This is a genomic window from Fimbriimonadales bacterium, from assembly GCA_035559795.1.
In the GTDB taxonomy this organism is placed as follows: domain Bacteria; phylum Armatimonadota; class Fimbriimonadia; order Fimbriimonadales; family ATM1; genus DATMAR01.
On the sequence record DATMAR010000006.1, the window covers coordinates 18,318 to 44,345 of the forward strand.

The window sequence follows — 26,028 nt, forward strand, 5'->3', positions numbered from 1 at the left end:
TCTTCGTCGAGTTCGGATACGCAATCTGCACCAATCGGTCCTCTTTAAATCTCTCTCCCTGTTCCATCAAACTCGCCGTCGAACTCAGACGCTAACTCATCCAGAGAGTTGATGTCTAAGGACTCCTCTCCGGCCGAACGTGTGTATGCCTTCTCCAAAATAACGCTGATCGGAAATCCTTTACTAAACTCGACACGTCTCATGCTCTTAAGCACGAATCCCTTTTCGCGTACTTTCTCGTAAAACGCCTTTGCAGATTTTCTATCTTTGAAATACAAATAGAAGTCTACCTTTCTCGTCCTTTTCCCTTTCGACCGCTGCTTGGATTTTTCAGCGCGGAGCTCGAGTTTTTTGAGCAGTTTTTCTAACCATGCCAATGCAACTTCTTTAGGGGGGCGCACTTTTTCGAGTTCTTCGAAATTCCAGTCTTCTCGGATGCTCGTTTCCATATCCCAGTTCACAAAATCCTGCAAATTAAAGGGGGGTTGCTCAGAGAATATCTCTTTATCTGCCGCATAAATATAAAAGTTAGCCTTATCCTTAGACCACTTCCATTTGGCAACCGCTGCCTTCTTACCGGTTAGGAACGAGGTGACTTGCGCATGAAGTTGCTTCGCACTACGAGCGGACAATTGCCTGGGTTTTCTTTCTTTTATTTCTCCTTTTGCTGTGAAACGAATAGCAACGAACCACGGATATCGTTCGCCATACAACCACTCGGGAAAACCTACATCTTCATATAAATGCTCTACTTCGCCACCTTCGAGTGGAACAACGAAATGGTTCCAAATAGGTTTGTAAAAATCTATGGCTTTTAGCCGATTTCTTACTTTCGTGATGTACTCTTCGTACGGTATACCTTCCTCCCAAGCACGGTGAATAGAACCAATATCACGACCCACTTGATACTCCGTTATGGGAATGCGCAGATGTTTACCAGAAATACGATCATCTACTTCTATTTCTGCTGCATAAGCCCCGCTGTACCAGACGTGACCACTTTCTAAATTAGCAACCTCTTCACGCGTTGCAGGTAGGAGTCGTCTATCTTTTGGGTATTGTTTATAATATTGAAGGGATAATCCATCTTCACTATATCGAACAACTCTCATCGGAGGGGGAATGAACTCTTCAGGTATTGAAATCTGCTGTATAAACTCCCATTTCCCATCACGTATTCGTTGTGACCCAATGTATCCATAATAAAGTAATTTTTCCAAAAAATCAGGGGCAAAAAAATCACTTATATGAAGTTGTTCTATTGTGAATCCGCCGTATACTTCATCTTCATCTATTGGCAAGAAAACAATAAAATAAACTTGACGGTTGCTTGGCAGTTTAACCCGATATAGATTGCCAGATTTTATTGTTTCTTCAGTCATATTTTCATAATTCGAACGTTTCTAATGCTTCAGCCTACCCCTAATAAGTATACCTTTAAGAACTCGCCAATTTCTCTTTCTATCACTTTTACAATTTCTGCCAGTACTAATTCTCAACCAGCCAAGTCCGTAATTGTCCTAAACATATATGATATTCGATCATTCTCAATAGAACCATGCGGCTAAGAAATAATTTACGATATAAATCAAAACCATGCTTAAGACGACGGCATTGGTCGTCGAGCGCCCCACTCCGACGGCACCGCCCGTCGTTCTAAGCCCTTGCTGGCAACTTACGAGCGCAATGATAAGCCCGAAGAAGAGCGTTTTCGTTACCCCCCCCATGAAATCCCATGATTCGAGAAAAATCTTTACAGAACGGGTGAACTGGGTATAAGGAACCCCTTCGAGTTGTGCAATCGTCATAGCCCCAAACATTCCCATAAAATCGCCAATTAATCCTAAAATGGGTAGCATCAGCGTCGCCGCAATCAGTCTCGGAACTAAAAGATAGTTATACGGGTGAACAGCGAGAGCGCGGAGGGCATCGAGTTGTTCCGTTACAGCCATCGAGCCGATTTGCGCCGCCATTGCACTTCCACATCGTGCCGCTACCATAATTCCCGCAATCACTGGAGCGAGTTCGCGCGTGACGACCAGTCCGATTGTCCCCCCCACCAGCTCGGATGCTCCTGATTGACGGAAAAGAGGTGCGACGTACAGCGACATAACAGCTCCGGAAGCGAATGTCGTAACCCCAACGATAGGAACAGAGGCGACACCGATAAAACTCATTTGTTGCAAAGTTTCTGCACCTTCGAAGGGACGACTAAAAATGCGTCGAACCCCCTCGTAGAGCAAAATCACGGACTCTCCGATGAATACGAGCGGAGCCATGACGAATGGCATGACTTTCATCGTGTTTACTGTACCGTGACGAACGGACGGATTGCAGCGAGTTTTTTCGGTCCGATTCCTTTCACTTCTAAAAGTTGTTCTACGTTCTTGAATCCTCCGGTTTGCAGTCTATACTCTACGATTCTTTTCGCCGTGACAGGACCGATTCCCGGGAGTTCCTCTAATTCTTGTTCCGTGGCAGTATTGATGTTGATAAGCCCCCCCGAGTGCGCACTTTCGCTTCGAGTTATTGCTCGAGAAGAGGAAGGAGGTGAAGCCTTCGCAGCATAAATTCCTAATTCATCGGGACTGATTTCCTCGCCTTTTTCAGGAATATAGAGTTGCGTGTTGGGAACTAATTTCGCAGCCAGGTTGATTTGATTGGTGTCTGCGTTCTTCGTTGCTCCTCCGACTTCTTCTATCGCTTCGATGACGAGGGTTTCGTCCGTTACGTAGATAACGCTCGGATTTTTTACCGCTCCTGCAACATGAATGGGAAATTTTCCTTGTGCTAAAGCCTCTTGGGGAGTATCAGGACGGTGGAGTTGTTGGTAACCGAGCCAACCAGCCGCCCCTATTGCAACTCCTCCTATTGCTAATAGCCCTATTCGAGTAGTGCGGTCCAATCCATAAAGCATAATACTTCTTTTCGACGAAAACCTACCTTTTCCTTGCAAAATTTCGATGAAACTCGTTTCTACGGGTACATGTTTGTTATAAAAATTGTTTTAATAGGTAAACTTCCATTTCACGAACGGGGAGATGCCCGAGTGGCCAAAGGGAGCAGACTGTAAATCTGCCGGCGGATGCCTTCGTAGGTTCGAATCCTACTCTCCCCACCATACAATTCTCCATCTGGAATCCACGATATTTTTGCGTGTTTATAACCGAATAACAATGTGGACAAGAAGGTAATAATAAAAAAATGAGCCTTCGTAGCTCAGGGGTAGAGCATCCCCTTGGTAAGGGGAAGGTCACGAGTTCGAATCTCGTCGAAGGCTCCAGTTAATCATATCGAGACTTCCTTACTCGGGGGTATAAACAACCTACTTATCCGAACACGAAGAGGTGTAACACCTTATGGCGATTTCGACTACGAAAACGTACAACAAACTCGACTTTCTCAAACTGATGTTCTTGAGCCGTGAGGGCGATAGAAGAGAGGCTGTATTACTCAGGCAAAGCAAAGGATGGTTTCAAGTTCATGGAATGGGGCACGAGCCTCTCGCTGCGATCGTTTTGCATATGCGCGAAATGGATTACATTTTCCCTTATTACCGGGACCGCGCAATTATGCTCGCGCGTGGAATGACGAACCAGCAACTCGCTTATGCGTATTTTGCAAAGATGAATTCGAGCAGCGCTGGACGTCAAATGCCAGGGCATTACAGCAGTCGAAAACTCAACATTTGGAGCACTCCAACACCTACGGGAAGCAATCTTCTGCCCGCATGCGGGGCAGCCTGGGGCATGAAACTGGAGGGAAGCGACGGAGTTGTCCTTGCCACGGTGGGAGATGCAGCAAGCAGGCAGGGTGAATATTACGAAGCCGTCGCATTCGCGATTCAGGAGCGACTTCCTATTATCATCATGCTCGAAGACAACCATTACGGAATCAGCACACCCACAGAGAAGTTCAATCCTTATCGTTTAGGAGTTTTCAGTGAGAAAGACCTCGTGCATGTAAATGCAAGACATCCAGATAACGTGTTCGCAGCGGGAGGCGAAGCAATTGAAAAGGCACGAAAGGGTGGAGGACCGACGATTATGTGGTGCGAGTTGGACCGTCTCGGAAGTCACACGAGCAGCGACGACCAACGCGTGTATCGTTCGGAAGAGGAAATTTCAGAGATGATGAAGCGTGACCCCATTACGGTCGTTGCTAGAGAACTCATCGAAGCGGGTGAACTTACAGAAGACGATTGGGCTGGGATTCAAGAAGAAATTCGCGAGCAAGTAGACCGGGACTACATCGAAGCAGAAAACGCCCCTGACCCAGACCCGACAAAACTTTTAGACGAACTTTATGGCGATTTGCCGACCCCTGAGCCTCCGCCTATCGAAGGTGGCAGGAAATGGCGAATGGTAGATGCATTGAATCAGGTGTTCAAGGTCGTTTTGGATAGAGATAGAAGAGTCGTTTTCTTCGGACAAGACATCGAAGATCCGAAAGGTGGTGTTTTCAAACTCACGGATGGGCTTTCGACCGCTCATCCAGATAGGGTTTTCAATTCACCACTTGCAGAGGCAACGATTATCGGAGTCGCGTGCGGACTAGCATGTTATGGAATGCGTCCGGTTTTCGAATTGCAGTTCATTGATTTCGTCGGAACGGGATGGAATCAACTTGTGAATAACTTGGCGACGATTCGATGGAGAAGTTACGGAGAATGGAAATGTCCAGCAGTGATTTATGCTCCTTACGGCGCGTATTTACCAGGCGGTTCGATCTGGCATAGTCAAGCGAACGAATCCGCGATTGCGCACTACCCTGGTTTGCGTGTAGTGATTCCAACGACTCCGCAAGATGCTGCAGGCTTGATGTGGACAGCAATGCATGCAGAAGACCCGACTATTGTGCTCGTACCGAAGCATCGTTTCCGACAGCAAATCGACGTTCCTGAAGAGCTGGAAGCTGTTCCTATCGGAAAAGCCCGAGTTTGGAAAGAAGGTACCGATGTTACAGTGGTCACTTGGGGAAATTGCATCGAACAAGCAGAAGAGGCGGCGCAGAAATTAGAAGGCGAAGTCTCTGTTGAAATCATTGATTTAAGGTCTGTTTATCCATGGGACAAAGAAACGGTAGCAAAGTCTCTGGAAAAGACGGGGAGGCTCGTCGTAATTCAAGAAGATAGCGAAGCGTGTAGCGTTGGACAGATGATTATTTCGGAAATGACATCGAATCCTGAAACGTGGGGTTATTTCATCAGCCAACCGCAGTTGGTTTCGAAAGCGCATGTGCATATAGGCTACAACCCGATATGGGAATACGCGGCGTTGCCGGATACAGAACGAGTTATCGCGGCGATTCGGAGAGTGATGGAGTAAACAAAAAGTGTAGTATCGCACTTTGTTTGCAGGCTAATCGAGTTATCTGAAAGGGAAAACCCTCCGAACAATCGGAGGGTTTTATTTAGAAGGAGATTTTAGATTTTAGACTGTTATTTTTTTCGCCTTCTCAAGAGTGCGATTATTCCGCAAGATAGTGCGGTGATTGTTGCGGGTTCCGGAACCGCATTCTGCTCTATGTGCCCAAGGGAGGCTATGCTCGGGGTTGGCAAAGTGTCTCCATCTATATCGAGGAAGAAAGATTTCTTGACTTTGTATGCCTCGACAGGATGGTCGAAATGCAGGGTTTCTACGAGAGTAAAAGGACCGTCTTGACCTCCATCGTATCCTCCGCCGAGAATCTGACCGTCGGCGGACGCAAGCACATTTCCGCTCAAATCTTCGACGACCTCGTTCCAGAAGATTCGACCTTTATCCCAAACCCCACCAGTAAGTACCATTATGAGGTCGGAAACCGGGTAGCACGCACTGGAATCCACCTCATAAAGAATCGTCACCGTTGCGGCAGAAAATCCCGTGTTGTCTCCTACGGTGACCGGAACTTTTCCGGCATAAAAGTTGATTTGGCTATCGCAGAAGCCATCAACCTCCCAAGGAATATCCTCATCGTACTGCGGTATGAATGAAGCATGAGATTCGAGAACGTCATAAACGAATCCATCGGCTAAGGCAGCAGCCGCAAGCGAGAAGACTGTAATAACAGTCCAGATTTTCGCTCCTGTTCTCACCATATTTTTTTTCTCCTTTTCCCAGAGGGCGAAACTTAGTTTCGGACGAAAATACTATATCATAGTTTTTCGCAAATGCAATACCGAAGTTATTAAAAATCTCGAAAAATATTAAAAACCTGGTATTTTTTGGGGCTATTTCTTTCGACGTTTGAAAAGAAGAGCGATTCCTATACCGAAGGAGGCGATTGTAGCAGGCTCTGGGACACCGGTTTGCTCAATGTGATAGAGCGCGGCGACGCTGTCCGAAGGGGGTGGGTCACCCGCGATGTCGAGGAAAAAGCTCTTTTTGACCTTATAATGCGAGACTGGACTCGAAAGGGCGATAGAGGTGTTAATTGAAAAATCTCCATCACTACCGCCGGAATAAAAAGAGCCGAGTATCGAACCTGTTCCCGTGCCGAGGACGTTTCCATTCAAATCCTCTACGACTTCTGCCCAAAGGATCCGACCTTGGTCTGCCACAGTCCCCGTGAGCGACATCTGAATCATTTCGACGGGATAGCACTCACTGGAGTCCACTTCGTAAAGAATCGTCACTGTTGCGGCAGAGAATTTCGTGTCATCTCCTACAGTAACGGGGACATCTTCCGCATGGAAGGTGATCGTGTTATCACAGTCTCCTCCGATAGTCCAGGAGATGTCAGCGTCGGCTTGGGGGATGAAAGAGACATGGGATTCTAAAACGTTGTAATTAAAACTTTGAGATATTGCGGGGGTTACGAGGAGTAAAAATCCAAGTAAGGTAATGCGCTTCGTTCGGTTCTTCATCTCCAAGGCTCCTTTTGCGAAAAAGAATGCTCGAAGTAACCTTCGAGTATTTTAGGATTATAACATAGGTTTGATATAAATGCCCGTGTGATTTTTCAAAACTCGCAATCTTACTTGCTTTCTATGTCAATTGGCTTGTCCATTGGGATAGAATCTCTTTGCGAAAGAAAGAATATGCCAGTAGTTTCTATAAGGATTCCGCAAATGGGAGAAGGGCTTCAAGAGGCAAGGTTGGTTGCCTTTTTAAAGAAGCCTGGAGACAAAGTCAAACGCGACGAACCTCTTTATCAGATGGAGACCGACAAGGCGGTTATGGACGTCGAATCGCCTTATGAAGGGGTGCTTCTCGAGTGGTTGACGAAAGAGGATGTCGTACTGCCGATTGGTACGGAGATCGCGAAAATGGAGGTCGCTGAAGGGGTTCGCGAGATGCCGGTCGGGCACGAAATGCCAAAAAAAGAAGCCCCAGTTTCAGTATCTTCACAAGTTGCAACAATCGAAGATGGAGAGGAAGCACTTGCAGTCGAGGCAAGGAGAGCGGAAACCGCGCGGAACCGAGATATCCCTCCCAAGACCAGAAGGTATTTGAAAGAGAAGGGACTTTTGGAAGTGGCGCATTTGATTCCCTCGAAAACGCAAAAGTTGATGCCCGAAGACGTGGATGCGTATTTGGCTGCGCAATCGGCTGCTGCACCGACAGCCCCCCCGTCTGCCGCAGTTGCTTTGAAATCCACTGCGGAATACGAAGAGTTCGCATTGAGTCAAAGGCAAAGGACGCTTTCTTACCGCCTTGCCAGAGGGGCTCAGGTATGTGTTCCTGGAACCATTATGACGGAATGCGGTTGGGAAAAAATCGAGGAAGCACGAGAAGAATTGAAAAGACAGGGGGGGGAATTCCAACCGAGCGCGTTTACGATGATGGCATGGTGTGTCGTCCAAGCGATGAAAGATCATCCGAAATTCCGAAGCATTATGCCGAACGAAAATACTTTGAGAACGTATAAACACGTGCATTTGGGAATCGCAGTCGCTTTGCCCGGGGACGAATTGGTTACTGCTGTCGTTCCGAACGCGGATACGATGAGTTGGCGGGAATTCGCACAAGCCGCAAGACAGCAAATAGAATTAGCGCGCAATGGTCAAGACCAAGCGACAGAAGCAACGACTTTGAGCATCACGAACATGAGTGCCTTCGGACTTTTGAATGCTGTGCCTGTAGTCGTTTCTCCTGCTGTTGCTACGCTCTTTTTAGGAGAGCCGTATTGGAAGGCTGTGCCAAAGATGGGCGGATTCGATTTTTCGCGTGTAGTGATGCTTTCTCTCACCTTCGACCATCGTGTGATTAATGGTGTCGGCGCAGCGAATTTTTTGAACGATGTGAAGGCGAAAATCGAGAACTTTTCGTTCTGACAAATGGTCTTTTGCGCCTTTGCATGTTAGTTTCGTTGGTATAAACCGGCTTCCGGAGTAACTATTAAACTGAACGGGGGGCTTTCCTGTAGCCAGGATTATGCAAAGCATTCTCGACACTTCTTTCCCATTGAGCATTCGTTTTCTTAGTTACAGAGACGAAGTTCGGGAGAGCGCTCTTAGTAGAGTGTTTGAAACGATATTCAAAAAAAATCGGTTCCCCTTGCGGAGCAGAGGGAAACCTACGGAGGGGGTGTTCAAACAAAGCGTATCTATCATTGAAAAGAAAAGATTTTCACCCCCTCCTTAAAGGTTCCCCCTCTTCGCTTTCGCTCGAAGGGGAACCGGACTGATGTGGATATCTTTACTAGACAAACATTTACTGAACAATGTCAATCAGTCATTGCCATCGCATGTTAAAAAAAATCTGTGATATTGTGGAACCATACTTTTCTGAAACATGAAAACTTGGCAACTAAAAATTTCTTCGCTCGATATGCGCAGGATGTCTTTTTGTGCGGAAAGAGATTATCCCGAAGAAACGGTAGGTGCGCTTTTGGGGAGAATCGAGGATGGTTGTTATTTCGTAAAGGAAATCGTTCCTTTGGAGAATCGGGAGGAAATGCATCCCGAACGCGCTTTCTTCGTCCCTCCGGAAAAGGTACTCGAATTGGAAAAACTTGCGTTATCGAATGGCTGTCAGGTGGTAGGGTGGTATCATAGTCACCCGGATACGCGCGCTATGCCAAGCCGAGAAGATTTGCAATGTGCGTTTCCTTTGTATGTTTATCCTATACTTTCGGTAGTACATGGCTTGGTTCGGGAAATCGAATGTTGGAGGCTTCGAGACGAAGGAGAAGGTTTCGAGCCAGTGGAAATTGTAGAAATCGAATAAGTCGCTATGAGACTTTTTAAACAGAAGGGAACAATGCGTTCCCAAGCAGAGCTTGGGAACGAGGAGATAAGCGGGATTAGGAACGAGGAGATAATCGAAATTATAGAAACAGGATAATCTCACCATGAATCCATTAGAATCGAGCCGAAAAGAAAGGATGAAACTGACTGAAGAGGAACTTCAACGTTATTCGAGGCATATGGTTATTCCCGAAGTGGGAATCGAAGGTCAGGAACGGCTGAAAAATTCCTCGGTTTTATTGGTGGGCGTGGGGGGGCTCGGTTCTCCTGTCGCCTATTATCTCGCCGCTGCTGGAGTGGGAAGATTGGGGTTGGTAGATTACGATATCGTTGACCGAACGAATTTACAGCGGCAGATTTTGCATTTCGATACGGATGTAGGAAAGGCGAAATTGCAAAGTGCGAAGCAAAAACTTCTCTCCCTCAATCCCGATATCGAAATAGAACTTCATGAAACGAAACTTACGAGAGATAACGCATTGAGCATTTTCGAGACGTATGACGTCATCGTGGATGGCACAGACAATTTTCCTACTCGGTATTTAGTAAACGATGCGTGCGTTCTTTACGGAAAGCCGAATGTATACGGTTCTATTTTTCGTTTCGAAGGGCAGGTGAGCGTGTTTTTCGCAAAGGAAGGCGCTTGTTATCGCTGTCTGTATCCTGAGCCTCCCCCCCCTGGACTCATTCCGAGTTGTGCCGATGCGGGAGTGTTGGGGGTTTTGCCAGGGGTGATCGGTTCTTTACAAGCGACCGAAGTTTTGAAACTTCTTTTGGGAATCGGGGAGCCGCTTGTAGGAACTCTTTTGTCTTTCGATGCGTTGCGGATGGAGTTTAGCGCCTATCGCGTAACAAAAGACCCGGAATGTCCCATCTGCGGCAAAAATCCTACGATAACGCAATTAATAGATTACGAAGATTTCTGCGGATTGCGTGAAAGAAGATTGAAAGGAAGGAGCGTTCCAGAAATCACCGTACACGAACTCGAAAAAATGCGCTCGGAAGGGATTCCATTTTTGCTGTTGGATGTTCGTGAAGATTTCGAACTGAAAATTTCACGCCTCGACCCTTGTGTCCATATCCCGATGGGGGAAGTAGCGAAACGAATGTCGGAACTTCCTCGAGACAGGGAAATCGTGGTTCTTTGCCGCTCCGGGAATAGAAGCAAGAAAGTTACCGAGGACTTGTTGCGAAGCGGCTTTCGAAAAGTGAGCAACCTCGCAGGCGGCATCAATGCCTATGCGAGGGAAATTAATCCGAGCATTCAGGCGTACTGATACTCAGAATAGTGTTCGAACGTCAAACAACTGTCGGGTAGTTGAAAGAATAAATGGAGGAAAAAAAATGATTTGGACGTCCGTTTTCTTTAGCGCTTTGCCTTTCGTTCCTTTGCAGAACCAGGGAACGGAACTCACGGTTTACAACGCGAACTTCGGCTTGGTCAAGGAAGTTCGAGAGATCAATCTATCGAGTGGAAGACAGACGGTTCGCATAGAAGATGTCGCTGCATATATTGACCCCACGAGCGTGAGCCTAAAAAGTTTGACCAAAGACGAGATAGAAATTCTGGAGCAGAACTATCAATACGATTTAATTTCTCCGCAGGTGATTTTGCTCAAATCCATCGGAAAGAGAATTCGCGTTCGTCAAGTGCTCGAAAACGGTCAAGAGCGTGTTACAGAAGGTGTGCTTTTAAGCGCGCCGGGTCAGATCGTAACGGCAGAAGGCTCGCCGTATCAGATGTATTCGGGTTTGGTGATGCAGACTGACGACGGAAGAATCATTTTGAATCCTGTGGGCACTTTCGAAGTCCTCGAACTTCCCGAAGGGCTAATCAGCAAACCCACGTTAATGTGGGACTTGATAGCAGGGCGCTCAGGCGCACATAAAATCGAGTTGGCTTATCTGACGAACCAAATCAACTGGTATGCGAATTACGTTTTGACTTTAAATGCAGACGATACGAAAGCAGATTTGAACGGTTGGGTGACTATTAATAATCAAAGCGGAAAAACGTATAAAGACGCGAATCTAAAATTAGTTGCGGGAGACGTTCGACGACTACGACAATACGGTTTTGGCATAGGTGGGGCTCGAGCCGCCGAGGAGCGCATGGCGAAAGCCGAATTGGGATTCGCAGAGGAGCAACTTTTCGAATATCATCTTTACACTTTGCAGAGACCGGCTACGGTGAGAGATAAAGAAACGAAGCAAATTGCTTTGCTCTCTGCAACAGAAGTGCCTGTTAAAAAAGATTTAGTTTTCGAAGGTCAAAAGAGTATTTGGATTTCGTACGGACGGAATTATCGCCCCGGAGAAGGTTGGGCGACGGACACCAGTGCGAAAGTCAATATCGTCGTAGAGGTTCACAATTCGGAAAAGAACAAATTGGGTATGCCCTTGCCGAAAGGCATTGTACGCGTTTACAAACGTGATAGCGAGGGTCGAGTGCAGATGTTGGGAGAAGACGAAATTGCGCACACTCCACGCGAAGAGAAGTTTCGCTTGTACATCGGAGATGCGTTCGATATCGTTGGTTCGAGAACGAGAACGAACTTTCAGAGAATCAGTGACAGAGTCGTTCAGGAGACATTCGAAATCAAATTGCGAAACCGCAAAAAAACTCAAGAAACGGTTCGCGTAGTCGAACATGGATGGGGGGACTGGCAGATTCTAAACGAATCTATGCCGAGCAAAAAGATCGATTCGAATACGTTCGAATATTTGGTGACTTTGAAACCCGATGTAGAGGCTGTGATTCGCTATACGATACAGACTCGCTGGTAATTGTCGATTCTTGTGAAACAGAATCTAAACGAACCAAGCGAGAATCGTAACGTCGCTGATTTCCAGAAGAGAGTTCCTAACCAACCAAGCGGACGGAAGCCAATGCTGTATTTGTTCGTAAATTCCACAACATCGAAACGGGCTTTGGGTGAGGCTAATTGCCTATAATTTATTCTCTTGGGGGCTTTACGATGGGTGATACTGCGTAAGCCGGACGATGCAGGAACACATCGTAGTAACCATTCGTGTCCTCCGACACGAGATTCGATGCATAAGAATAAAAAGCGACAAGTTTTCCATCCGCATTGAAAAAAGGGAAGAAACTATTGAAATTTCCTTGCATTCCTGATGAGGATATCGAAATACGAATCGTCTTTCCGGTTTGACGGTCGTGCACGAAGACGTCGGAAAATCCGTTCGTGTCGTTCGAGACGAAGTTATTAGCAAGAGAATCGAAACCGACGAATCTTCCATCTTCATTCAGAGATGGATTCGCGCAGTCGCCATTTCCCTCAGCCCCAGATGAGGAGACCGATACTCTGGTCGTACGTCCGGTGTCGATTTCGTGAACGAAAACATCAATTTTGCTGTTCGTGTCTCCTGCCACGAGAGTGCTCGACCTACTTATAAAGGCAATGAATTTTCCATCTGCGCTGATGAACGGGTCGTTGCTGTCGAAATTGCCTTGCGTTCCTAATGAAGAAACAGAAACTCGCTTTGTTTCTCCTGTTAGAATGTCATGTACGAACACATCTGCTGCATTGTTTGTGTCTCCGGAAACGAGATTTTTTGCAGTGGATTCGAAAGCGACATAACGACCATCGGCGCTGATGCATGGGTCCGTGCTTCCGCCGTTTCCTTCCGTTCCTGTAGAGGATACAGACGCTCTAAAGGTCTCACCGGTTAAACGGTCGTGCACGAACACATCGGTGGCGTTGTTCGTGTCTCCTGCGACAAGGTTTTTAGCGACAGATTCGAAAACGACGTAACGACCATCACCGCTTATATACGGGTCTCCACTATTACCGTTTCCCTCTACTCCTGCTGAAGATACGGAGACACGGGTCGTTTCCCCTATTTGACGGTCGTGCACGAATACATCTAAAGCGTTATTCGTATCTAATGAAACTAAATTCGTTGCGAAAGACTGGAATGCAACATATCTTCCGTCAGCGTTGATAGAAGGGAAGGCGCTGTTGTTATTTCCCTGCTCTCCTGAAGAGGTGATCGAGACGCGCTTGGTCTCTCCTGTAAGACGATCACGGACGAATACGTCGCAAGAGCCATTCGTGTCGTTTTCATCGAAGTTTGTTGCGTAGGATTTGAAAGCGATGTACCTTCCGTCAGCGCTTACAGAGGGTTCTGAACTATGTTCGTTCCCTTGTTCCCCTGTGGAGGATTCGGAAATTCGTTCTGTAGTAGCGAGTTGCACTGCTAACGTGCTTGCACAAGCGAAAATACCCAACGCAGTAATCTTTAACCAAAGGTAAGACTTCATAAAACGCTCCTTTCAAGGTTTGAATGTTTATTTTACAGACTTTTCTTCCGCGTCTGATCGCATTTTCATGTAAAACCCGTAAAATGTACTTAAAAAGTTGACGCTTTAGCCGGAAATTTTAGGAGGAATTAACGCTTAGAAAATGCCTATTTCCCCGCTGCAAATAAAAAGAGAGCCGGATTAAAATTCGGTGCCACTGCCAATCATTCATTGACATCGCATATGGAGTGACATTTAGAAAAACGAGGGTGGAATAACGTCATCTCGTGCCTATCCTTTGGAATGAAGTAACACATAATTCATACCGTAAAACTTAGTTCGTAAATATCTTACAATTTCGTAGAATTCGTCATCGAATTCGAAAGCAAATTTTGTCTTGCCGGAAGCCTATGTCCTACAATTTCCAACCAAAAGGGAAGTATCGCCGCTGCTACTTCACGTGCGCGCTTCATATAACGAGGCGGATTGGGGAGTTCCAATAATTGTGCAAGAGTAATCGCAACCTCGTACGGAACTTCGAATGCGTCTTCAGCCAATGTGGGAGAGGCGACAGCCCCCCCTGAACGAGGGCTCAAATATCGTTTTGCTCCTCGGCATTCTTGGCCTGTAACGACGCATGTTCGGAATTCCGGAGCGTATCCCGATATCGTCATGAGGTGCAAATCTCCCCATGAGAGGGGGGCTAACGGTTCTTCCGATTCTTCGATTGCGTCGAGAACTAACACTGCCAAATCGAAAATTTCCTGATTCGGTTCTTCTACAGGAAGAATCGCGTCGAGAATCTCGCACCATGCAAGCGCAGCAGATAAAAAGCGGAAATCTTTTCGTATTTTAGGGAAAGCGCGAATCGGTTGGGCTTGCGTGATGTATTCCTTTTTTCTTCCGATTGCGATCTGGAAACGGGAAAGGGAAAGAGGTTCTGTAACTCCGGCTAATTTCGAAGCGCTTTTTCTCGCTCCTCTTGCAGTTGCGAGGATGCGACCTCGTTCTGAAGTTAAAATAGAAACTCTGCGGTCGAATTCACCGACATCCCAACGGCGAAGGACCACACCGGTTACGGTGACGGTCGGCATGTTTTATGCTGGTGGGCCCAGTCTCAACCATTGAATCAGTAAGAAATACGCGCGGTCTATAAAAAGTACGAAACGCGTCATCATCGTCGTTCCGAAAATTGCGCCGAGCCCCACCATTAAAAGCCATCTACCCCATTGAGCGGATTTCTGTACGAATTTGCTCTGCTGTTCGAAAGAGTATAAAAAGTAACTCAACACGACTAAAAAGGTTACGACGAGCACGATGTTGCTTATGGCTTGAGAAACAGCGAGAGTTCCAGGGGGGGCGCTCGGATCTACTAAAGAGAAAGAGTTCGGGATAACCGGTCGCGCAGTCGTCGCGATTTGGGGGAGAAACTTGTTTTGAAAAGCGTCGAACTGCTGACCTGACCAAAGACCCAAGATCACACCGAATGGGATTCGTCCGAGCCAACCCATCTTTTGGCTGAACACGAAAAGACCCAAAACCCCTATCGGTAAAAGAACTGCCCATGCCCAGTGAGCGAGAATCATCGGCTCGCCTGTCAAGCTTGCAGGTCTTCCCATCATCGGTTTGAACCATTGTTCGTCGAGGACTTCTGTCCATGCCACGACGACAGCGTAACCTGCCGCTAAACCCACGAAAATGTGTTCGACCAAACGATAAAATTTATTTTCTCGATAGAGAAGGCTGAAAATTCCCAAAGTTAGCAGGGCGCCGATAGTCGTTACCATAAGGGGGGGCATCAAAAGCCAGGGGTCTTCTTTGGTCCCTAATTCTTGCCACCATTCGGGCGTGAAGACACTTTGTGCAAGTGTAAGAATCATGAGCGCGCACCTCTTCGACGTGAGAAGAATAATGCCAAGTTGCCGATGATTACAGCCAAGACCAAAAGCATGAGCGCAAACGCCAAAGGACCCATATATCTACGGCCGGATTGAAAATTCGTGTACTCCGGTTCTTTGAAGGTTTCGGCTAAAAGCGATTCGAAATCGAATGCCCCTTTTGCGCCGATGACGATTCCCACCAACTGCCCGCTCGCATAAAACAAGATGTTCTCGGCGCTCATAACCGCTGTACAGAACAGACCGAGTTTCGTTTTATTCCGAATGCGTTCGTACCACACGTCGATGCTCGAAGAACCCGTTACTACGAGAACAATCTTGATTTGCGAAAGGTCGCTGATGTTATTTTCTATTAAAAACGGTAATGCCCCACGCGTGCTGAGTTCTTTTCGAATGTTATTCACCATTCCCTTTACGTGGTTGTATGCATCGGGGAAATAGCCTGCAACGAAATAATCTTTGCCAGGCATATAGTTGTTGCTTCCAGGCTCCACTGCGAGTTGTTCGATTTCATAACTAGCGATGCGAGGGGCTTGCGGATCAATCGAAGTGATAATGAACTTGATTTTTTTTCGCATCAATAAACGCATCAGTGCTTGGAATTGAGGCAGGCTTTCGCCTTTCGTGCTGTACGTCCAGTCGCTTTCGATGACGACGACGTCACCTTCTTTCAGGCTATTGAGATAATCGAAAAGGTCTTTCGTGCGAACAGAAACTACGTTTCCGACATCCAAAGGAGAAATCACTTGCCACCCGACCAAAAGCATGAGAATCAAATAAAGGATTCTCCTATCCAAACTGAGCAAACTTTCCCAGATTGTCAATTTTTGGTTTTCTTGCATTTAGTCGGATACTCCTTTTTCCAATCCGAGCATGATGCGCGTTGCCATAGCGACGACACCGAGCCCCAAACCTAAGTTGATTGCGCGAATGGCTGGTGTGTTTAGCGTTGCTAAAATCCAATCGCTAATCGTGTCGATTCGAAAGTTCCCTTCGAATCCTTTAGGGTCGAGCCAATTCGTCAATGCAAGTCCTAATGGAACGAAGCTCAAAAGGATAACTAAAGCGACGAGCATAAGGATAGTCGCCTCGATGGAACGTATTCGAAATGCGCGATAGGCCGCAGAAAGAATGAAAAATGCGATGAGGCTGAACATCGCTGCGTCTAGAACCACCAGCATATCCGTGAAAACCAGCCGATATCCTTGCGCGATGGTAGTCCTGTCTCTTTCCGTCGAGATTCCGGCCTTCGCATGAGCGGCGACTTCCGGTGTAAGGGTGTTCTGCGCAACAGCAGCATCTATTTTTTCGTTTTCGGTTCGGATGAATTCGTCGTATTCACTTTGCGCTAATGCTCTTGCCGCTTCCGCTTCTTCGGCAGAGATTCTTCCACTTAGGAGTTTGGTTTTGATTTGTTCGAGTTTTGCTTTTCGTGCGTTATGGGCTTGGCCATTTACTCCTAATCTGGCAAGTTCGACAATTCTCGGAGTGAGTGTGTTGTCTCGCGCTGCCTTATCGATCACATAGTTTTCGCTCTCGACGACTTTTTCGTTCGTGTAGTAATGCGAGTATCCCAGAAAGATGATTACAGCCATGCTTATGAGAAGCACCGCACTAAAGGGCCAATCGCGCTGTAGTTTAAACAAGCGTCCGAAATGAACGCGGAAAATGCTGATGACGCCCAACACCAAAAGAAATGCGGCGACAATTTGCGCTGTGGAAGAGGCTACAGGGATACCATCCAACCAATTGAATCCGAAGACAGGAGCGATGACTTCTCCTGCAGGTGTTTTCGTTTTGGGAATCAGCCATTCCAAAACGTAAAACATTCCACATGCGAACGTGATTGCGACGACAACCCACTTCCTTAAATTGCTCGGAACACGCGCAACGAAAAAGAGAATTATCGAAGTTACGATAATCGTTCCGAGCACCCACCAAAAAGCCTTTTGTGTCCAAATCGGACCTGCAGTTCTTTCGATGACCCAAAAACTCGTTTCGGGAGGAGTTTTCTGCGCGAGAAATTGAGTGAATCCTCCCATTTATTGCCTCTCCTCTCTTGTGATTTTTACGAAAAACGCTTCTGTTCTCCAGTCTATGTATTTTTGGTTCAAACGTTCGTATTGCGTGCGCATTTCAGGGGATAGATTTTCTATCTTCACCGGAGTCAGCGTTTGAATGGAATGCCAAACCACTGCAATCACGACGAATGCCATGAAAGCCATCTTCGCCCAATCCACTCCCACTAAACTTCCTAAAAGAACGGGTACACGACCCAAGTATGCGCTTGCTGCATAAAATTCATCTCCCAACAAAACGTAATCGCACGCTGCGATGAAGAAAGGCGTTTGTGTCGTTTGCGTCGAAGATGCAACCTGAATTGCGCCGACGATGTTCGCATTTTCTGCGATGATGAGTGATTCTGCGAAAAACTCTCCCATCAAGAATGCTGCTGCGACACGTTCTCTTTGAATTGTTCCGGCAACGCCCGAAGCGAATGCGAACTGACGGTCGCTGACGAAACGCACACTATCCGGGTCGAATCTTTCCGGTGCGCCTTCGCTCAAATAAACGTCTCGAACGATTTCCTGTGCTACACCATAAACACCTGCATGAGCGGTAAGCAAACGAATCGGGGTCGCAAAACGCACTGCAGTACGAACTACCGATGCGAAAATCGTAAGAGCCTGTACAGAAATTCCGTCTAACGCACCTATTCCTGGAACCATCAAGACAGGGCGAGCCGTTTCTGTTGCACGCCCCACCGCTTCGTCAATTTGGTCTAATCCTGCAATGCGACGAATGCTAAGCCCTTTCGCTCTTTGTGCACGTGCGATGTTGAAGAGAACCCCCGCTCCGACACCTATCATCGTTAACACGAGCAACCATCCTAATTTCGAATATTGCAGAAAGGGTCTCCAACTCGTGTTTGGTTCTTTGGCGGCATGTTGAACATAATTCACCATGGACTGTAAATCGGGAAATCTTCGGGAATAGTGAACGCGAATCCCTTCGATGTGATATTCCGTAACATCCATAACGTATTCCCCCGAAGACAATTTCCAACCGAATACGCTCCAGGGTCCGATAAGTTCTCCCCAATCTAATTGAGCATTCAAACTTTGCGCGCGTTTTTGCTTCCAATCGATCCAGTTCGGACTTTCCTCTGGCAGTTGTTGCATCATTTGCCTTGCGTCAGTGAAGCTTTGGCTTTGTGCGATGGTAACGCCCCCCCGTCCATCGGAGACTAAGGTGTCGAGCACTCCGCTACCGTCAGGAAGAGTCCAGCCATACAAATGCCCCCCCGGTGTCGGCGCGATGAAAGTCCCTTGCGCTCCGTTGAGTTCTTCCGAACGTTTCTTTCGATATTCCGAAATGGGATTTTCCGAAGGCTTTGTCTTATCCCTTTCCGTTTTGATAAAGTCCATCGCCTCCGCATCGCTGTCGAAGGGAATGGTTCGTTCGATAAAAACTCGCCCATCCCGAGTCGTGAGCAAATCGAGAACGATTTGACCGGATTCCAATGTCCATTTCACCCACCTCGCCCCATCCACCTCTTCGATTGTATGCCCCTTTTCTGCGTCTGCTACGAGTTCGATGGGACGCTGTTGGAGATAAGCGGATTCGTCAGGGAAACTTTTAGCAACACAGCCATGCATAAAAAACATGGCTATGAGTGCCGTGAATCCGAAAAAGGAGCGCATTACGTTTTTTCTCCGCCTTCGTCCTCGCGAGATGGCTCTTCTAAAAGACGGATGAGCATCTCGATATTTTCACGCTCCGAGAAAAATTGTGAATAGCGGTCTACGAATTCGAAGCCTAAAACAGGAATGAGGAATGGGGAAAAGGCGAGTGCTGCATGCCCGGCGACGTTTGCGAGCGGCTTGTGCATTTCCAGCGCAAGGATAGCCGCCGCTTCGAGTTTGCGTTTTTTGATTTCCTTTGCGATTTTTTCGGCGATTTCCTTTCGCTCCTCTTCCGAAAGAGGCTTATCCCATAGTCGAAGCATGTTTCTCCCTATAGTACGCTATGCGTTCTAATATTTCCTCTTTATTGCCATTCGTTCTCAGGAATACTCCGCGAAAAGGCGACAGGCGACTCGGTTTTTCGAGAGGGGAGAGTTTTATCCCATCATCGCCCTCTATTACTCGTTTGACGTTTTCCCAACGTATTTCGGAGACGATGAACCCACAGCGGCTTTTTGCGCTTTGTTCATCTAACCTATAGTAAATAGGAAGGAGAAAATCCGCAAGACTCGCGACGATAACGACGAAGCCGATTATCGCCATCCAAATCGTCCCCGAAAGGAACAACCCTAAAAGACCTCCGGTAATGGCTGCCATTAGAACAATCATGGCTTTTCCCGGGTTCTTCCGAGCAAGATGAACTTTCCATTGAAGTGCGTTGCCTAATGTTTCGGAAAGCACTTTCATATGATTCTATTGTAGAAGACGAATAAGACTACCGCCAATCATCGAACATGCTACTCACGGATTGGTCGAGATGGATTCTGCGAATCGCCTCCGCCAAAAGCGGAGCAGCAGAGAGAACCGTGAGTTTTGAAAATCGCTTCTCTTCGGGAATAGGCACGGTATCGGAGCAAATTACTTGCGAGATAGGCGCCTTTTCTAAAAGATGCGGACATTCTCCGCTGAATACAGCGTGTGTACACGTAGCGACTACCTCTTTCGCTCCTCTCGTTAAGAGCGCTTCTGTGCCGCGTATAACCGACCCCCCCGTATCGATGATGTCGTCTATCATCACTGCGATTTTGCCTTTGACCTCGCCGATGATTTCCATGACATCCACTTTCCCGGGCTCGGGTCTTCGTTTTGCGATAATCGCGAGCGGTTTCGCAAGTTGGTTCGCTAACATCCTCGCGCGGGGAACCCCCCCTACGTCCGGTGAAACCACAACGGTGTCTTGCTCCGCAAATCCTTGACTTATCAAATAACGCCCAATCGTAGGACCCATATAAAGGTGGTCTACGGGTACGGAAAAGAATCCTTGAATTTGTTCTGCATGCAAATCACAAGTCAATACGCGATGTGCACCGGCGAGTGTAATCAAATCGGCAATCAATCGCGCAGTGACCGGCTCGCGCGGCTTGATTTTCTTATCCTGTCGCGCATATCCGTAATAGGAAAGAACGACGGTAACTCTTTTTGCCGATGCCCTTCGAAAAGCATCGAGCATGATCAGGAGTTCCATGATGTTATCGTTCGCAGGAGCGCAAGTGGGCTGAATGATAAAAACATCGCATCCTCTCGCGCTTTCGTTTACCTGCACCTTGATTTCCCCGTCGCTGAAACGAGAACAGGATATCTTTCCCATTTGAATGCCCAGATACTCTGCGATTTTTCTCGCTAATTCTGGGTTCGCATTTCCCGTGAACAATTTCAAAAGAGATAAATCCTCAGGATGAGTGATTTCTTTCGTCACGATTTCTTCGCTCGCTTGGTACGCTTTTGTCTCCATTCTTTAGCCCAGTTTTCCTTATTGATTTGTTTTGCTCTTCCGATTGCCAGCGCGTCAGGTGGAACGTCTTCGTTGATCACGCTTCCCGCTCCGGTAATCGCTCGGTCTCCTATTGTAACTGGTGCGATGAGCGTCGTGTTGGAGCCGATGAACGCTCCTGCGCCAATCACGGTTCGATTTTTTTGAAATCCATCGAAATTGCACGTGATAGTACCTGCCCCTACGTTCGCCGATTCCCCGACCGTGCTGTCACCGATATAACTTAAATGAGCGATGGACGCGTTTTTCCCGATTTCCGAGTTTTTCACCTCCACGAAGTTTCCGATTCGCGCGTTTTCGCCAATTTTCGTACCCGTGCGGACGTTAGCAAAAGGACCCACCCTCGTACCCTTTCCGATAACCGCCTCTTGCAAATGGCTTAAAAGCACACTGCATTCGTCTGCAATGGAGCAATCTTTGATTTTCGTGCATGGTCCGATTTGGCAACGCTCTCCGATTCTGGTTTTTCCCTCGAGAAAAGTCATCGGCTCGATGTTCGTGTCTTTACCGATTCGAACGTCGAAATGTATATAAGTAGTATGCGGGTCTCGAATCGTTACGCCTTCTTGAGCGTGTCTTTGCAAAATTTGCATTCTCAAGATTTTTTCCGCCTCTGCCAAGTGCCAACGCGTGTTCACTCCGAGAAAAGTTTTGCTGTCTGCGAATTTCACAACGATACAATTTCCTCTTTCTGAGAAAAGCTCGATGACATCCGTTAGATAAAATTCGCCTTTTTTACTCGGGCGAAGTTTCGAAAGAGCATTACGAAGACTTTTGGCATCGAACACATACACGGAGGTGCAGACTTCCGAAATCTTTTTTTCTTCGCGTGCGGCGTCTGCTTCCTCGACGATTCGTTTTAGATACCCACTATCGTCGCGAACGATGCGGCCATAGCCGGTAGGGTCGCTCATTTCACATGTGGCGAGCGCACAGATTGCCTTCGATTCTTTCGCTTTAGAAAAAAGCGTCGAGAAAACCTCTTTCGTGACGAGCGGAGTGTCGGCGGATGCGACTAAGACATATCCATTGTAATCGCCTAATGCCTCCAAACCCGTTCTGCATGCATCCGCTGTGCCCAGTTGTTTTTTTTGAATGGCATAAATGTAGTTTTTCCCTAAGGCTTCGCGAGCTTGTTCTACGAACTGCCCGACGACCATAACCGGCTTTTTCACTCCCGCTTCCCTCATAGCGCGCCCGACCAATTCCGCCATCGGCACCCCACAAATCGGAAAAAGCGCTTTCGGCGTTTCCGACTTCATTCGGGTGCCTTTACCCGCGGCGAGCACGATTCCAGCAAGACTGGGCAACTTAAAGCCTCAAAAAAAGATTGCTAAAGATTGTGACGCATAGAGAGATGTTTATGAATGCAAAGAAGATCCTTTGAAGGTTGTTATGCCGCGTTATCGCCGAAGCCTTCACTGAACAGCGAGGTTTTGAGGAAACCGATTCGTTCGGGTGCGGTTTCTTTCGCCTCCATAATCGCAGCCGGAAAAACTTTGTGCTTGCCGAATTTTTGATTCACCTTGTCCGCCGCTCTCGCCAAACTCTCGTAACGGTTCTCTGACTCGAACAATGACAACTGTCCCGATGGCGTTAGATTATAAAATGCGACCGACACCATCGTCGGCTGATTCACCGGATTTTTCTTCCAATCCTTTTGCAAAACTTCGATAAATCGCAGTGTGTCGCACGAAGGCGGAAAACGAGATTCCGTTTCCCAACGACCGTCTTTTCCTCGCACCCGAAACGATACAGCGCGCGCCGAATAGCCCTCTTTGCGCAAACGCGCTGAACCTTTTTCGATTAATCGCAGAAGAACTTCATAACTTCGCTGACGCGAACGATACTCCGGAGGCAAAACGTGTTCATGACCGAACGACTGTCGCTTGGTTTCCAATTCCCCGATGTCGTGCCCTTTGAGAAGATGCCACCATCGCGCACCGATCACACTGCCGAAAGCGCGGCGCAACTCCTGCTGGGAGGCGCGCAGTAAGTCTGTCGTCGTATAAATCCCTGCCAAATTAAGCCGAACGACCATTCGCCGATTGACGCCGGGCAAATCCGTCAAAAGCATCCCTTTCAGGCGCTCCTCCAGTTCCTCTGGCAGAAGCATCACCAAGCCATCCGGTTTTTGGAGTTTCGTGCCTACTTTCGCCAAGAATGCGTTCGGAGCAAGACCTATGGAACAGGTGAGGCACTCTCCGACCCTCTCTCGAATCGCTTTTTTGATGCGCAGGGCGATTTCGAGGGCGGCTTCTCTCGTAGCCTCGCTCTTGAGCAAATGCACGCGCACCTCATCGATAGAGCATTCCGCTTCTACGGGAACGACCGTTTCAATCGCTTCGATGATTCGCTCGTGATATTTCACGTAGAGGGGGTGATTCGCTTCGACCAGTGCGATTTCAGGGCAGATTTCCTTCGCTTCTCGAACGAGGGTGCCCGTCACGACCCCGTAACGCTTCGCCTCGTAACTGGCTGCGATGATGCACGCTCCGTCTGCGAGGACCTGCACCACGCCTACGGGACGCCCGCGCAATTCCTTCCGCTCCTGCTGTTCTACTGAGGCGAAATAGGCATTCAGATCGAGGAACAGGTACCGAAACGGCGCCTTCTGCCCTGGCTTATAAGACATGTCCACATGGAGTATTCCGCAGATAGTAGACAAATGTCAACTACTTGGGAAGGCGCATCGTGGGAAAAGGTTTTTTTCAAAAAAATCTTTTCTAACTTCTGTAAAAGCGATGTAGAATGGAGATTAAGCCTCGTCCGGAGAGGTCTCCGGGAGGGGAAGAAGTAAGAAGTAAGCAGAAAGCACTACCGCGAGGAGATAACTTACGCAGATTACGTATTCGGACGGTACGCCGGCGAAGACCTTCACGTATGACTTGGCGGGCAGGATGAAAACGGTAGAGCAGAATGGGCAGGTATTGAGGACGTATAACTGGAATAAAAAAGACAGGCTCAATTCTATCGTTTACAACGGGGGGGCGACGAATAACTTTGCTTATAACGGTGTCAATGCAAGGATTTATAAACAGGATAATACAGGAACTTACAATTTCAAACGCTCAGGCATCGGGGTAACGGCTCCTGTTCTTTCCGACAGCGCGGCGCAGTATCTGCCTGGGATTTCCGAGAGCAGGGGTGGTGTATCGAAGTTCATGCATTCGGGAATCAAAAACGCAAATATGCAGACGGATTCCATTCAATTCATCGCGGCAACCCAGCGTTACGACGCTTTCGGCAACTGTATTGCATATACTGGAAGTTGGAGCGGGCCTTTTGGATACGGGGGGCATTTTGGTTATCAGACGGATTCGGATTCCGGGTTGTTGCTTTTAGGTCATCGCTATTACGACCCGAGCATCGGGCGTTTTATAAGCCGTGACATCGCAAAAGATGGAAGAAATTGGTATGTGTATTGTCGGAATAATCCTATCGTAAGTGCTGATCCTGCTGGTTTGCTTGTTGCGCGTCCTTATCCTGAAACGTATCCTGATCTATACGCTTTTATTCGTTGGCTCTTGGATTTGTTTCCTTTTCTTGATTTTGAACTTCGAATTGAAAATGGTCAACCATCAAAAGATTATTTCCCGACTCCTCAACAATTTATGGGAAAGAGATTCTTAAAAGAATCACTTAAGCTTTTACCGAAGGGGGTTTCAGCAGTTCTCGGCACAGGTATGACTTTACTGGACGCAGGACTTGTTTTGGGGAAGGGTATTGGTGCAGTCGGTGGTTGGGTCAAACGGGTTCGAGCAGGTTATCGTGAAGATTTCGAGCAAGCAGGCAAATCTTGGGAAGACCAATGGAAAATTCGTTATTGGATACCTTTGATTAATCCATGTAAGGGAGAAATCTATTTATGATTTTTTTGCGATCATGTAACTCGTCTATGAGATTACTTCCAATACTATTGTATTTTCTTGTGCTAAAAGGATGTGGTGGGAAGGAAGAAAGTTACAAACAAAACAAAAACAATTTCTTTAGGTCGCATGTCATCCCCATTCCGTATCATTTGATTATTCGTCGTATGGGAAAAAATTAAGTTAGCATTTGCTGTTTACAGCAATGAGGTACCCTCTTCCCTAACTTCGGTAATCAATGGAGTATGCGAGCAAGACATCGAAAATAAGGAGTGAATGCATAATCCGATGGATGAAAATGCAAAGAATAGTGTTTATGCTGTCATTTTCGTTGCTATAGTTATAGGGCTTATGTGCGCAGAGGTCGCCTACCGAGGACTGGTCCTTAGGGATGTACCACTGTTGACAGATGGTATTATTATTTTTGCTGGCCCTGCAAAAGGTGGCGAGGCTGTGATAACAGGTCTCAAGGCTTTATTTGGCCTTATACTGTGTATAGTCGTCATCGTAATATCCATCAGATTTTTAAGAGCGGATGTATAGAAAAGGTGGGGTGATGTCGTAAAATATGATACAAGGGAATAGCTATATTGAGGAAGACCATGGGTATAAAAAATGACTATTTCCATTACATTCTTCTAATAATTCTTTCAGCAGTTATACCCTCTTGTGTGAGCAATCATATAAGCAATTCACATCGTGAGATTGAGAAGGTTGAGATATATTATTTACCTTTTCAAGTAGAAACTTATCTTCCTGTAACGGTAGAAGGAATACAGCGTCAAGAATATAATGTTACACGTTATCTCCGCAAAGAGATTCGAACGATTATGCAAATAATCGAAAAGGCAACATTAACGAAACAAAAATTTGACGAATTAAGAGTGAGATTCCTAATAAAATTCCATAGTAATGGTTTTATCGCAATGGATAAAAAGGGGTGCATCATCAAATCGGATTCGAGTGAAAAAAGAAAATTGCCCGAGAAGGATTTCAATCTACTCAAAAAGCTATTAGATTCCCGAGTGCCACCACTCGAAGTGCGGTGAATTAGGTGAAAGAGGTCATAGTTATCTTGCTGCATGCGGCTATAAACATTGTTTTTTTCGCAGTTGGTTTATATGCTTTATGTGCACATACTCAACTAATACGTTCCGCTGGTTTCAAGAAATGGTTTTTAGTCTTCGTAGTTTGTAGTTTATTTTTATTTGTTTTGAGTTCGTTATTCTGGTGGGGAATGCCTTATGCGCCTTTGGGAGTTCCACTAGGTGGTGCACTAATTATAAGCACTACATTGATGAGTACATT

General features: G+C 46.9%; 25 protein-coding genes and 2 tRNA genes. 11 read left to right on the forward strand and 16 right to left on the reverse strand.

Translation table 11 applies throughout. From position 1 onward, the window contains the following. Window positions 1-44 precede the first annotated feature (44 nt). The 3 genes from VNK96_04155 to VNK96_04165 all read right to left on the reverse strand — a co-directional run bounded on the left by VNK96_04155 (window position 45) and on the right by VNK96_04165 (window position 2,917). Window positions 45-1,112 carry a ribonuclease E inhibitor RraB gene (locus VNK96_04155; GenBank protein HWP30908.1) on the reverse strand — a complete coding sequence of 356 codons (1,068 nt, stop codon included), beginning with the start codon at window positions 1,110-1,112 and terminating at the stop codon, window positions 45-47. A gap of 435 nt (window positions 1,113-1,547) precedes the next feature. Continuing rightward, window positions 1,548-2,300: an ABC transporter permease gene (locus VNK96_04160; GenBank protein HWP30909.1), complete on the reverse strand. Its 753-nt coding sequence runs from the start codon at window positions 2,298-2,300 to the stop codon at window positions 1,548-1,550. 5 nt (window positions 2,301-2,305) lie between these two features. Beyond that, entirely contained in the window at window positions 2,306-2,917 is a 612-nt protein-coding gene (locus tag VNK96_04165; protein ID HWP30910.1) for a helix-hairpin-helix domain-containing protein, read from the reverse strand. A gap of 118 nt (window positions 2,918-3,035) precedes the next feature. Between VNK96_04165 and VNK96_04170 the strand changes: the two genes are divergently transcribed. The 3 genes from VNK96_04170 to VNK96_04180 all read left to right on the forward strand — a co-directional run bounded on the left by VNK96_04170 (window position 3,036) and on the right by VNK96_04180 (window position 5,327). Continuing rightward, window positions 3,036-3,121 (forward strand) — tRNA-Tyr (locus VNK96_04170). An 87-nt stretch (window positions 3,122-3,208) separates the two neighbouring features. Continuing rightward, a tRNA-Thr gene (locus VNK96_04175) sits at window positions 3,209-3,283 on the forward strand. Window positions 3,284-3,359: 76 nt separating this feature from the next. Continuing rightward, on the forward strand, window positions 3,360-5,327 hold the full coding sequence (locus tag VNK96_04180; GenBank protein HWP30911.1) for a thiamine pyrophosphate-dependent enzyme: 1,968 nt from the start codon (window positions 3,360-3,362) through the stop codon (window positions 5,325-5,327). Window positions 5,328-5,440: 113 nt separating this feature from the next. On the opposite strand, the gene VNK96_04185 is transcribed toward VNK96_04180, so the two are convergent. Beyond that, the gene (locus VNK96_04185) at window positions 5,441-6,079 is read right to left on the reverse strand and encodes a PEP-CTERM sorting domain-containing protein (GenBank protein ID HWP30912.1); all 639 of its coding nucleotides are present in this window, start codon (window positions 6,077-6,079) and stop codon (window positions 5,441-5,443) included. Between the two features lie 132 nt (window positions 6,080-6,211). After that, entirely contained in the window at window positions 6,212-6,847 is a 636-nt protein-coding gene (locus VNK96_04190) for a PEP-CTERM sorting domain-containing protein (GenBank protein ID HWP30913.1), read from the reverse strand. A gap of 174 nt (window positions 6,848-7,021) precedes the next feature. Here VNK96_04190 and VNK96_04195 point away from each other — a divergent pair, with 174 nt between their 5' ends. The 4 genes from VNK96_04195 (at window position 7,022) to VNK96_04210 (ending at window position 11,959) form a co-directional block, all read left to right on the forward strand. Continuing rightward, window positions 7,022-8,257, forward strand: coding sequence for a 2-oxo acid dehydrogenase subunit E2 (locus VNK96_04195; GenBank protein ID HWP30914.1), 1,236 nt, complete (start codon window positions 7,022-7,024; stop codon window positions 8,255-8,257). A gap of 460 nt (window positions 8,258-8,717) precedes the next feature. Beyond that, the gene (locus VNK96_04200; protein ID HWP30915.1) at window positions 8,718-9,152 is read left to right on the forward strand and encodes a M67 family metallopeptidase; all 435 of its coding nucleotides are present in this window, start codon (window positions 8,718-8,720) and stop codon (window positions 9,150-9,152) included. 157 nt (window positions 9,153-9,309) lie between these two features. After that, a complete protein-coding gene (gene moeB / locus VNK96_04205; GenBank protein ID HWP30916.1) occupies window positions 9,310-10,449 on the forward strand; it encodes a molybdopterin-synthase adenylyltransferase MoeB in 1,140 nt (379 codons plus the stop codon). Window positions 10,450-10,516: 67 nt separating this feature from the next. Next, window positions 10,517-11,959 carry a DUF4139 domain-containing protein gene (locus VNK96_04210; protein HWP30917.1) on the forward strand — a complete coding sequence of 481 codons (1,443 nt, stop codon included), beginning with the start codon at window positions 10,517-10,519 and terminating at the stop codon, window positions 11,957-11,959. A gap of 169 nt (window positions 11,960-12,128) precedes the next feature. Here the strand turns inward: VNK96_04210 and VNK96_04215 are convergent, their stop codons facing one another. From VNK96_04215 to VNK96_04265, 11 genes are all read right to left on the reverse strand, one after another. Beyond that, window positions 12,129-13,457 (reverse strand): hypothetical protein, encoded by a 1,329-nt coding sequence (locus VNK96_04215; protein ID HWP30918.1) that lies wholly within the window; start codon window positions 13,455-13,457, stop codon window positions 12,129-12,131. 329 nt (window positions 13,458-13,786) lie between these two features. After that, window positions 13,787-14,530: a DNA repair protein RecO gene (gene recO / locus VNK96_04220; GenBank protein ID HWP30919.1), complete on the reverse strand. Its 744-nt coding sequence runs from the start codon at window positions 14,528-14,530 to the stop codon at window positions 13,787-13,789. Between the two features lie 3 nt (window positions 14,531-14,533). Then, window positions 14,534-15,316, reverse strand: coding sequence for a hypothetical protein (locus tag VNK96_04225; protein ID HWP30920.1), 783 nt, complete (start codon window positions 15,314-15,316; stop codon window positions 14,534-14,536). Further along, window positions 15,313-16,176 carry a hypothetical protein gene (locus VNK96_04230; GenBank protein ID HWP30921.1) on the reverse strand — a complete coding sequence of 288 codons (864 nt, stop codon included), beginning with the start codon at window positions 16,174-16,176 and terminating at the stop codon, window positions 15,313-15,315. The genes VNK96_04225 and VNK96_04230 overlap by 4 nt, the downstream gene beginning before the upstream one ends. Beyond that, complete coding sequence (locus VNK96_04235) at window positions 16,177-17,376, reverse strand: hypothetical protein (GenBank protein ID HWP30922.1); 1,200 nt, start codon at window positions 17,374-17,376, stop codon at window positions 16,177-16,179. After that, entirely contained in the window at window positions 17,377-19,038 is a 1,662-nt protein-coding gene (locus VNK96_04240) for a DUF6754 domain-containing protein (GenBank protein ID HWP30923.1), read from the reverse strand. Beyond that, complete coding sequence (locus tag VNK96_04245; GenBank protein HWP30924.1) at window positions 19,038-19,343, reverse strand: hypothetical protein; 306 nt, start codon at window positions 19,341-19,343, stop codon at window positions 19,038-19,040. Before VNK96_04245 ends, VNK96_04240 begins: the two co-directional genes overlap by 1 nt. Next, window positions 19,324-19,767, reverse strand: a complete 444-nt coding sequence (locus VNK96_04250; protein ID HWP30925.1) for a hypothetical protein — start codon at window positions 19,765-19,767, stop codon at window positions 19,324-19,326. Before VNK96_04250 ends, VNK96_04245 begins: the two co-directional genes overlap by 20 nt. 28 nt (window positions 19,768-19,795) lie before the next feature. After that, the gene (locus VNK96_04255) at window positions 19,796-20,812 is read right to left on the reverse strand and encodes a ribose-phosphate pyrophosphokinase (protein HWP30926.1); all 1,017 of its coding nucleotides are present in this window, start codon (window positions 20,810-20,812) and stop codon (window positions 19,796-19,798) included. After that, window positions 20,773-22,140, reverse strand: coding sequence for a bifunctional UDP-N-acetylglucosamine diphosphorylase/glucosamine-1-phosphate N-acetyltransferase GlmU (gene glmU / locus VNK96_04260; protein HWP30927.1), 1,368 nt, complete (start codon window positions 22,138-22,140; stop codon window positions 20,773-20,775). The genes VNK96_04255 and glmU overlap by 40 nt, the downstream gene beginning before the upstream one ends. 104 nt (window positions 22,141-22,244) lie before the next feature. After that, the gene (locus VNK96_04265) at window positions 22,245-23,519 is read right to left on the reverse strand and encodes a hypothetical protein (GenBank protein HWP30928.1); all 1,275 of its coding nucleotides are present in this window, start codon (window positions 23,517-23,519) and stop codon (window positions 22,245-22,247) included. A gap of 232 nt (window positions 23,520-23,751) precedes the next feature. On the opposite strand from VNK96_04265, the gene VNK96_04270 reads away from it, so the two are divergent. The 4 genes from VNK96_04270 to VNK96_04285 all read left to right on the forward strand — a co-directional run. Beyond that, entirely contained in the window at window positions 23,752-24,723 is a 972-nt protein-coding gene (locus VNK96_04270; GenBank protein ID HWP30929.1) for an RHS repeat-associated core domain-containing protein, read from the forward strand. Between the two features lie 285 nt (window positions 24,724-25,008). Further along, on the forward strand, window positions 25,009-25,263 hold the full coding sequence (locus VNK96_04275; protein ID HWP30930.1) for a hypothetical protein: 255 nt from the start codon (window positions 25,009-25,011) through the stop codon (window positions 25,261-25,263). Between the two features lie 59 nt (window positions 25,264-25,322). Then, on the forward strand, window positions 25,323-25,769 hold the full coding sequence (locus VNK96_04280) for a hypothetical protein (GenBank protein ID HWP30931.1): 447 nt from the start codon (window positions 25,323-25,325) through the stop codon (window positions 25,767-25,769). Between the two features lie 5 nt (window positions 25,770-25,774). Further along, window positions 25,775-26,028: hypothetical protein (locus tag VNK96_04285; GenBank protein HWP30932.1), on the forward strand; the 254-nt coding region annotated here is incomplete at its 3' end.